8 protein-coding genes and 1 other RNA gene are annotated in these 6304 nt (G+C 65.0%); 7 read left to right on the top strand and 2 right to left on the bottom strand.

The features are described from left to right. Positions 1–388: UPF0149 family protein (locus HP546_RS03125; RefSeq protein ID WP_172219493.1), on the bottom strand; the 388-nt coding region annotated here is incomplete at its 3' end. A gap of 181 nt (positions 389–569) precedes the next feature. On the opposite strand from HP546_RS03125, the gene HP546_RS03130 reads away from it, so the two are divergent. The 4 genes from HP546_RS03130 to HP546_RS03145 all read left to right on the top strand — a co-directional run bounded on the left by HP546_RS03130 (position 570) and on the right by HP546_RS03145 (position 1954). Next, the gene (locus HP546_RS03130; RefSeq protein WP_029886233.1) at positions 570–752 is read left to right on the top strand and encodes a TIGR02449 family protein; all 183 of its coding nucleotides are present in this window, start codon (positions 570–572) and stop codon (positions 750–752) included. Further along, positions 749–1069, top strand: coding sequence for a cell division protein ZapA (locus HP546_RS03135; RefSeq protein ID WP_172219495.1), 321 nt, complete (start codon positions 749–751; stop codon positions 1067–1069). The genes HP546_RS03130 and HP546_RS03135 overlap by 4 nt, the downstream gene beginning before the upstream one ends. Before the next feature lie 17 nt (positions 1070–1086). Beyond that, positions 1087–1266: non-coding RNA, 6S RNA (gene ssrS / locus HP546_RS03140), on the top strand. Between the two features lie 79 nt (positions 1267–1345). Then, on the top strand, positions 1346–1954 hold the full coding sequence (locus tag HP546_RS03145; RefSeq protein ID WP_172219497.1) for a 5-formyltetrahydrofolate cyclo-ligase: 609 nt from the start codon (positions 1346–1348) through the stop codon (positions 1952–1954). An 18-nt stretch (positions 1955–1972) separates the two neighbouring features. Here the strand turns inward: HP546_RS03145 and HP546_RS03150 are convergent, their stop codons facing one another. Continuing rightward, positions 1973–2125, bottom strand: coding sequence for a hypothetical protein (locus tag HP546_RS03150; protein WP_172219499.1), 153 nt, complete (start codon positions 2123–2125; stop codon positions 1973–1975). Positions 2126–2304: 179 nt separating this feature from the next. Here HP546_RS03150 and HP546_RS03155 point away from each other — a divergent pair, with 179 nt between their 5' ends. The 3 genes from HP546_RS03155 to rbbA all read left to right on the top strand — a co-directional run. Next, complete coding sequence (locus HP546_RS03155) at positions 2305–2754, top strand: EVE domain-containing protein (protein WP_172219511.1); 450 nt, start codon at positions 2305–2307, stop codon at positions 2752–2754. Positions 2755–2901: 147 nt separating this feature from the next. After that, positions 2902–3861, top strand: coding sequence for an HlyD family secretion protein (locus tag HP546_RS03160; RefSeq protein WP_172219513.1), 960 nt, complete (start codon positions 2902–2904; stop codon positions 3859–3861). Further along, the coding region (rbbA, locus tag HP546_RS03165; RefSeq protein ID WP_172219515.1) for a ribosome-associated ATPase/putative transporter RbbA at positions 3858–6304 on the top strand (2447 nt) is incomplete at its 3' end. The genes HP546_RS03160 and rbbA, both read left to right, overlap by 4 nt.

Genomic DNA, 6304 nt, shown 5'->3' on the forward strand with positions numbered 1-6304 from the left:
GCACGTCCTTGGCCTCGTCGGACAAGTCCTTGCCGCCGGCGTTCAGGCCGAAACCGGTAATGAAGCCCTGGCACCACTGGCCCAGCGCGGTGGCGCGGTCGGTCAGTGCGGCGTCATCGGTAGGCAGCAGCAGGACGATCGCCATGTCGTCGCTGGTGAGCTCGCCCTTGACCATTTCCTGCAGGCCGATGAGGGCGTTGCGCACGGCGTCACCGGGTTCGTTTTCCAGCAGCTGGGCAGCATCGGCCAGCCAGGCATCGGCATCGAAGCCGGCACCGGCGCAGCTGCGGCCGATCAGCAGGCCGTGCAGTTCGGCAGGGGTGACAGGGTGGCCATTGCTGGAAAGCAGCATGGCGAAGGCGATGTAGGGCGATTGGGTATTGGGCATGGTCTGCTAGGCGCCAGACGGCGCAATGACTAGAATGGAGACCTTGTATCCTAGCACCGGCAGGCGCGCCAAGACCATCGGCACTGGCCGTCGCCGCCCAGGGAGAGGCATCATCGCCAGGTGACTGAACGACGGAGCGAATCGAGTGCAACCTACGCAAGAGAACGACCTGCAGGCACTGATGAGCCGATTCGAGTTGCTGATCGAGCGCGTCGAGCAACTAAAACGGCAAAATGCACTCCTAGTAGCTCAGGAAAAATCCTGGCGCGAAGAGCGCGCCCACCTCATCGAAAAGAACGAGATCGCCAAGCGTAAAGTCGAGTCGATGATTTTACGCCTCAAGGCTCTGGAGCAAGACTCATGAGTTCAAGCAATAGCGTCACCGTGCAGATCCTCGACAAGGAATACTCGATCATCTGCCCGCCGGAAGAGCGCAACAACCTGGTCAGCGCCGCGCGCTACCTGGACGGCAAGATGCGCGAAATCCGCAGCAGCGGCAAGGTGATTGGCGCTGACCGCATTGCGGTGATGGCCGCCTTGAACATCACCCACGAAATGCTCCACCGCCAGGAAGACCGGGCCGATGCGCCGGTCAGCAACACCAACCGTGAACAGGTGCGCGACCTGCTGGATCGGGTCGACAAGGCTTTGTCCGACGACACGGATACCAAAATCGGCTGAGATTGGTATACTGGCGCCACTCCCTGGTGGATGCGCCAGTCGGTTATGTCCCTGAGCCGATACGCACAACCACGGGGGTTGCACGCTGGGGCCGGTGTGCATGTCCGCCCGACGGAAAGCCTTAACGCCCCCTGCAATCTCCACCTTGAACTTTCGGGTTCAAGGGCTACACCGATAGCGGTCTTATCGGGGAGCCTGAATTCCTTGCCCGCCCCCTCGGCGGGCAATTCGTTTTGGCCGACACTGTCGGCCAGCACATCCGGGATTGATCGTGCCATGACCGACACCGCGCCGCTCACACGTCCCCAGCTCCGTCGCCTGCTCCGCAATGCCCGCCGCGCCCTCAGCCCTGCCCAGCAACGCCAGGCCACCCTTGGTCTGTACCGCCAACTGGCGCAGCACCCGCTGTTCCGCCGCGCCCGGCACATTGCCCTGTACCTGCCCAACGACGGCGAAATCGACCCTTGCCTGCTGATGCGCGAAGCCCAGCGCCGCGGCAAGCGCACCTACCTGCCGGTGCTGCATGCCTGGCCGCGGACGCGCATGGTGTTCCAGCGCTTCGAGCATGGCGAGAAGCTGAAGCCCAACCGCTTTCGTATCCCCGAGCCGGTTACCGACCGCAAGCGCCAGCGCCCGATCTGGGCGCTGGACCTGATCCTGCTACCGCTGGTCGGCTTCGACGAAGTGGGTGGTCGCTTGGGTATGGGCGGTGGTTTCTACGATCGCAGCCTGGCCTACCAGGCACGTCGCCAGACCTGGAAGAAACCTTTGCTGCTGGGGCTGGCGCATGAATGCCAGAAGGTCGAACGGCTGGCGCAGGCCAGCTGGGACGTACCGCTGCAGGGCACGGTGTCGGACCGTGACTGGTACCTGGCACCGCGTTGAGCGGCGCCAGCGGGGGTATCAACGGTGTGGCTGGCTGGCGTCGACCGGCATCTGATAGGCGTCGTCCAGCTTGCGCTCCCAGAACCCTTGCGCATAACCGGTAGTGACCACACCCAGGCCGAAGATGAACACCAGGATCCACAGCAGATCCGGCTTTTTACGTTGATTCATTGAAGATTGCCCCCCAGGCAAACTGTTTTGTACTCGGCGATATTCTGGGTACCGCCGGCGCATCGCGCTTTAAACGGGGCGCATTTTCCGACAACCTGCGCCCACACGCAAACCTTGACGCCAACCGGCTGTCGGTTTCGTGCAACAGGTTATTTCAAACCTTTTCAGGAGCAGCATCCATGGCCTACTGGCTAATGAAATCCGAGCCCGACGAGCTCTCTATCGAAGCCCTTGGCCGGCTGGGTGAAACGCGCTGGGACGGCGTGCGCAACTACCAGGCACGCAATTTTCTGCGGGCGATGAGCGTTGGTGACGAGTTTTTCTTCTATCACTCCAGTTGCCCACAGCCCGGGATCGCCGGTATTGCCAGAATCACTCGCGCTGCTTACCCGGACCCGACAGCCCTGGACCCGCAGAGCCACTATCACGATGCCAAGGCCACCCCCGACAAGAACCCGTGGAGCGCGGTGGATGTGGCCCATGTGCAAACGTTCCCGCGGGTGCTGGAGCTGGGCTGGCTGAAACAGCAGGCTGGCCTGGCGGAATTGCCGCTGGTGCAAAAGGGCAGCCGGCTGTCGGTGATGCCGGTAACGGCCGAACAGTGGGCGGTGGTCGTCGCGTTGCGGTGAAATCGGGGCCAGGTTCGTTGGAGCCGTGCCGGGGCTGATCGCCGACAAGCCGAGCATCACCCGCACTCACCGCCTTGACCGACATCAATACGCAATCCATGCCCGCAGTCCATGATCCCCTGTGGACATGCGCAAGGATGCACAACGATGAGCCGATACGCCCCCCGAATCTTCGCCACCGCGCTGCTCGCCCTGCTCGTGGCAGCCGGAGGGCTGGGGTACTGGAAGTCGCTCCACGACCAGCTGCCCGAAGGCCTGAGCATGGGCAACGGCCGCCTCGAAGCCACCGAGGTGCAGATCGCCAGTAAAATCCCCGGCCGCCTGGCCGAAGTACTGGTCGATGAGGGCGATAGCGTAACCTGCGGCCAGCTACTTGCCCGTATCGACACCCGCACCATGGAGGCCCAACGCACCCAGGCCGAAGCCGAAGTGCTCCGCGCCCGGGAAAACTACGCCGCCGCCCAGGCCAGCGTGCAACTGCGGCAAAGTGAATTGCTGCTGGCCAGCCAAGAGCTCAAGCGCGTGCGCGAAATCTTCCAACGCAAATACGCCAGCCAGCAACTGCTCGACCAGCAGCAGGCGCGCTTCGATACGGCCAACGCTGGCGTGGTCGCTGCCCGCGCCCAACTGGCCGCGATCAAGGCGGCCATCGGCGCCGCCGAAGCCCAGGTCGCCCAGCTGACCAGCGAAATCGACGACAGCAGCCTGCGCGCGCCAATCAACGGCATCATTCAACTGCGCCTGGCCGAACCCGGCGAGGTACTCGGTGCCGGGGGTCGTGTGCTGATGCTGATCGACCCGAGCGACCAGTACATGAACCTCTATCTGCCCGCCTCCACCAGCGGCCAGCTGACCGTCGGCGACCAGGCGCGGATTGTGCTCGATGCCCTGCCAGAGCGCGCCCTGCCGGCCAAGGTGGCATTTGTCGCGGCCAAGGCACAATTCACCCCGAAGCAGGTGGAAACCCGCGACGAGCGGCAGAAGCTGGTGTTTCGGGTGAAGCTGCGGCTGAGCGACCCCGGTGCCGTACCGCAGGCCAAGCCGGGCATGCCGGGGGCCGGCTATGTACGCACGGCCGAGGTGGACTGGCCGGCTAACCTGCAATGAGCGCCCCGGCACTGCTGGCCGAGGGCATCCGCCACCAGTACGGCGACCAGGTCGCCCTGCATACCCTCGGCTTCGGCCTGCCTGCAGGCACACGCTGCGCGCTGATCGGCCCGGACGGGGCAGGCAAATCGACCCTGCTGGGGTTGATCGCCGGGGTAAAACGCCTGCAAGCCGGCGAACTGCAAGTGCTGGGTGGCTCAATCCGCCAGCGGCGCCACCGCGCGGCGCTGTACCCGAAAGTCGCGTTCATGCCGCAAGGGCTGGGCAACAACCTGTACCCGGAACTGTCGATCAGCGAGAACATCCGCTTTTTCGCTACCCTGTTCGGCCTGGGCCGCAGCGAGTGCGAGCAGCGCATGGCCAACCTGCTGCAAGCCACCGACCTGCTGCGCTTTGCCGAGCGCCCGGCCGGCAAGCTGTCGGGCGGCATGAAGCAGAAGCTGGGCCTGTGCTGCGCGCTGATCCACGAGCCGGACCTGCTGATCCTCGACGAGCCCACCACCGGCGTCGACCCGCTGTCGCGGCGGCGATTCTGGGAACTGGTGGAACAGGTGCGCGCGCAGCGCCCGCAGCTGACCTTGCTGGTGGCTACCGCCTACATGGAAGAAGCGCAGCAGTTCGAACATTGCCTGATGCTCGATGGCGGCCGCCTGCTGGCCGCAGGCCCCAGCCACGAACTTGCCGCGGTCACCCCCAGCGGCAAGCTCGACGACGCCTTCACCCACTACCAGGGCGCGGGCAAGGCGCTACACCCGCCGCTGGTCATCCCGCCGCGCCCGGCCACCGATGGCCCGATCGCCATCGAGGCCCACGACCTGACCCTGCGCTTTGGCGACTTCACTGCGGTGAACAAGGTCAGCTTCGCCATCGGCCGCGGGGAGATCTTCGGCTTCCTGGGGTCCAACGGCTGCGGCAAGACCACCACCATGAAAGTGCTCACCGGCCTGATGCCGGCCAGCGAGGGTAGCGCCAGCCTGCTGGGCCGCCCGGTGGACGCCAGTGACCTGGCCACGCGCAAGCGGGTCGGTTTCATGTCGCAGAGCTTTTCGCTGTATGGCGAACTCAGCACCCGGCAGAACCTGGCCTTGCATGCCCGCCTGTTCGACCTGCCCAAGGCCGAGAGCGCCCAGCGCATCGATGAGCTGATCGAACGCTTCGACCTCGCCGGCATCGCCGAGCAACCGTCCGCTGCCCTGCCCCTTGGCCTGCGCCAGCGTCTTTCACTGGCGGTCGCGGTGCTGCACCGGCCTGAAGTGCTGATCCTCGATGAGCCAACCTCCGGCGTCGACCCGGCTGCCCGAGATGACTTCTGGCGCCTGCTGGTCGAGCTGTCGCGCGAACAGGGCGTGACCATCTTCCTCTCCACACACTTCATGAACGAGGCCCAGCGCTGTGACCGCATTTCGCTGATGCACGCCGGCCGGGTACTGGCCTGCGACACGCCTGACGCCCTGCAACGCCAGTACCAGGGCAGCACCCTGGAAGACGCGTTCGTGCGCTGCCTGGAACAAGCCCAGGACCTCGCGCCACAAGCCACCGGCAATACCGTGCTGGAGCAGGCTGCCACGGCCGCGCCCCCCCTGCGCCGGGGCTTCAGCTTGCGCCGGCTGCTGGCGGTGGCCAGCCGCGAGGGCAAGGAGTTGCTGCGCGACAAGGTGCGGCTGGCCTTTGCCCTGCTGGGTGCACTGTTCATGATGGTGATTTTCGGCTACGGCATTTCACTGGATGTGGAAAACCTCGCGTTCGCCGTACACGATCAGGACCAGAGCCCGCAAAGCCGGGCCTACCTCGAAGCCTTCCGCGGCTCGCGCTATTTTGCAGAGCAGCCGGCTATCCGCGACAGCCGCGACATGCACCAGAGGCTGCAGCGTTCGGAAATCAAGCTGGCCCTGGAGATCCCGCCCGGCTTTGGCCGCGACCTGTACGCCGGGCGCCAACCGGTGGTGGCAGCCTGGCTCGATGGCGGCATGCCGTTCCGCGCCGAAACCAGCCGCAACTACGTCGAAGCCGTGCACCAGGCCAACCTTGAGCAATTGGCCACCGCCAGCCCACAGCCTCAGCCACGCCAGGCCCCGGTGCGCCTGGAAACACGCTTGCGCTACAACCAGGACGTGGTCAGCGTGAACGCCATCGGCCCCGGTGTGATGGCGCTGATCCTGGCCTTCATACCCGCCATGCTCACGGCGCTCGGCATCGTCCGCGAGAAAGAACTCGGCTCCATCACCAATTTCTACGCCACACCCCTCACCCGCCTGGAATTCCTGCTGGGCAAGCAATTGCCCTACCTGGCCGTAAGCCTGGTCAACCTGGCCCTGCTGGTTGCAATGAACCGATGGCTGTTCGCCGTACCGCTCAAGGGCAGCATGCTGGCCCTGGCCTGTGGCGGCGTGGCCTACCTGCTGGCAACCACCAGCCTGGGCCTGCTGATCTCGGCCTTCACCCG

Source organism: Pseudomonas sp. CM25, assembly GCF_013179705.1.
Classification (GTDB): Bacteria; Pseudomonadota; Gammaproteobacteria; order Pseudomonadales; family Pseudomonadaceae; genus Aquipseudomonas.